This window comes from Streptomyces sp. NPDC004051 (assembly GCF_053604275.1).
In genome coordinates, this window is the sequence record NZ_JBSGHG010000082.1 from 1 (window position 1) to 3,177 (window position 3,177).

1 protein-coding gene is annotated in these 3,177 nt (G+C 57.0%); it reads right to left on the reverse strand.

Going from position 1 to position 3,177, the window contains the following annotated elements:
* Nucleotides 1-129 precede the first annotated feature (129 nt).
* Complete coding sequence (locus ACWEQO_RS34600) at nt 130-3,012, reverse strand: N-6 DNA methylase (protein ID WP_452986477.1); 2,883 nt, start codon at nt 3,010-3,012, stop codon at nt 130-132.
* Between the last annotated feature and the right edge of the window lie 165 nt (nt 3,013-3,177).

Consider the following 3,177-nt stretch of genomic DNA (forward strand, 5'->3'; position numbering starts at 1 on the left):
GCGACCTCATAGACGGCTGCCTCGCCGAGACCGGCCTGACCATCAGACCTGCCTGAGTAACCCAACGACACCACGAGTTCAACCTCAGTAACTGCCATTCCAGCCCGATGCACTGGAAAGCGTTCACTCTCAGTCGGCAATCCACCGACGCAGAGAATTAAACACCGAGTCGCTATCCAATTCATGCCCTCGATCAAGGCTCTTCAGCATCGCCGTGGAGCTCGTCAGGCGGTCGGGATAATAGAGCTCGGGCGCCAGGCATGCCGGACAGTCACTTAGCAGGCAGAACGGTGAGAGCGGGATCGTCTCCCCCTGCTGGGTAAGCATGTAGAGGCTATCATCAACCAGAGGGCGAGCGTTCTCAAAACTAATTGGCTCAAAGTCCGGGTGATCACCCATCAAAGCCAACCCCGAGATCTTATATTTGCCCGAATCCGGGAGCCAGTGCAGCCTATCCATATGCACCCATTTGGCCCGAGCGAGAAACGCGCACCAGGAGAGACTGCTGAGCATCAGCGATTCGATCTGCTCTAGACTCCTCTCAAATTCGGCGCGTGTTCGCGGCCCAGCCCCATGACGGATCTTGTTTCTCATGCGCAGCAACTCATCTAGATCCGCCATCAACCCCTTCCCTCCCTTTTTTCGCTGGGTTGCTTCTGCTAGCCCTGCCGCCTCATCCCCATTCTCTCTAGCATCCGCACCCACTGCCCGGATTACCCCCACCCAATGACCCAGCGAGACGCCGCCTTTTTCGACCCCTTCACTCCACTGGGAGATCGCGCTCAAATCCTGGCGGCCACGGTCAGCCGCGATCGCGAGGGAAACAATACCCAATGACAAAATTAGCGACTCAACACACTGAATCGCCGCCTCATGTTTTTCGGCCAGCGAAAGACTGTGCCTGAATTTCCGGACAGCCCGGGCAATTCCATATGGGTACGCCTCTTGAAAGACCCTGTACGGCTCGTTTTGCTTGCGCAGATTTTGCGCGATCAGCGAGCTGAGGTCCGCTGCTTCTTCCAACCTGATCCTCCGCTCGCTACTGCTGCCATCGTCAAAGATTCTTGTTCGAGAGAGTTGAAGTTCACGCCGGATTTTCTCCGCCTGCTCCAGCCCCTCGCCTAGCCTGGCGATAGACGCTCGAATTTCGTCGACATCCCCATCGCACTTCGGGATTCGCATTTCAGCCAAATCCCTCCACTTGATGCGCGGAATCACGCCATAGCGAGGGAATTGACTCTCCGCCTGCGGGCTGGCCAAGTAGGCCATCAGATACTCCGCTGGGACGGCTTCACGGCTTAGCCTTATTACGAGGAGTCCCTGCCCTGCCTGTACGCCCTCATACTCGGACGGAAGTGCTGTCCAGTACCTATTCCCAGCAAGGTCACGGCCGACAATGTCACCCTCGCGAAGCCTATACTTCGGTTCCCTTTCGACAGTCCGCAAGGGGAGACTGGAGACTGGAGGAAGAGAGGGCCCTAGGTGAGAGGGCGGCAGAACCCTGTGCCGCACATCAACTTCAGGGTCCTTCCTCTCTTTGTCAATCTCTGCCGAGATGACCGATCCTGCGAAGATCTGAGAGAAATCCCCTAGCCTCAGCCCCTCTTGCGCCAACTTCCTCGCCTCGTGCACCTGCCTGTAGCGCCCGAGTGAAAGATCGTAGCCCTGCGCTGCAATCTCACTCTTAGCAACACAAAAGCTCTGTTCATTTCGTCCGCGCTTTCGCTCGCCCTTGCTCCTTTGAGACCAGCGATACAGCAAGTCAGGCAGGTTATTCTTGGCGTGCTCTGCTTCATCCAGAGGCTTGACAGGCGAGTGGCCGAGCTTTTCGCTGGGCAGCAACGGCGTCCTCCTGTCGTCCAGACTCCACCCGTCAGCCGTCACCTCATAAAACCAGACACCATCTTTCGCCTCACTGCTCGATTTGGTAAAGAAGAGCACAGCGGCAGAAATTCCAGCATAGGGCTTAAATGTGCCGCTGGGGAATTTCACCACTGCTTCTAGCTTGTGCTCCTCCACCAAGAACCGGCGCAACTCCACGTGTGCCTTGGTGGAACCGAACAATAGCCCCTCGGGAACAATGATCGCAGCGCGGCCTCCCTGCTTCAGCAACCTCAACGTCAGAGCGAGAAATAGGAGCTCCACCTTCTTCGTCTTGGTCAATTCAAGGAGCTCGGGAGCGACCCCATCTTGTTCCAGGCTCCCAGCAAACGGAGGATTAGTCAGCACTAGCGAATAGCTCTCGGAGTCATCTGCCAGTCCATCAGCGAGCACGTCCCGGTAGCGGATCTCCGGGTCTTCGACACCGTGGAAAAACATGTTCATGGAGCCAATGCGCAACATGGTTCGATCGAAGTCGAAGCCTTTGAATGCGGCACCACTTTTCGGCCTGTCTTGACGCGAACGATCGACATGTTCGGCAGCGGCTACTAGGAATCCCGCCGTGCCGCAGGCCGGATCACAGATTTTGTCATGCTCGGACGGATTCGTCATCTCTATGAGCAGCTGAACGATATGCCGAGGCGTACGAAATTGTCCATAACGTCCAACGGTGGAAACCTTGCTGAGCATGTACTCGTAAAGATCCCCTCTAGCGTTTTTTTCACCTGAAGGGATTTCACAGAGTATGTCGACGACCTTGGCCAGCAGGCTGGGTGTCGGGATAGTCAGCCGCGCGCCTGCCATGAGCTCCGGATAGCCGAACGCGTCCGGTAGATGGCTGCGCAGCCAAGGGAAAACCTCATCACGGACAATAGCCAACATATTCTGAGGTGCTTCGGTGATGAAGTGAGACCAGCGCAGCCGCCGATCGGACTCCGCGAAGACGACGTTGCCGATGGCCTGGCCGGTCCTCGCTGCCTCCCGTTCCTGAGCAGACTGCAGTTCATCGAGCTCCCTGATGTACATCAGGTACGTAAGCTGCTCGATGATCTCCAGTGGGTTCGACACGCCCCCAGACCAGAAGGCATCCCACAGTCGGTCGATCTTGCTCTTGAGGTCACCTGAGATCACGTATCGGAGGCTAGCGGGTACCTGTCTTGCTTCGCTCACGGATTCAGTGACTGGCTGCGCCCCGAAGCTCCTAAGAGCTCGTAACACGATCTTGTTGAAGTGGCCTGGTAGGCCGTGACCGATGTGAGGATTCGGCCGTTCGGGAGGGTGTGAGTACCCGGCCGT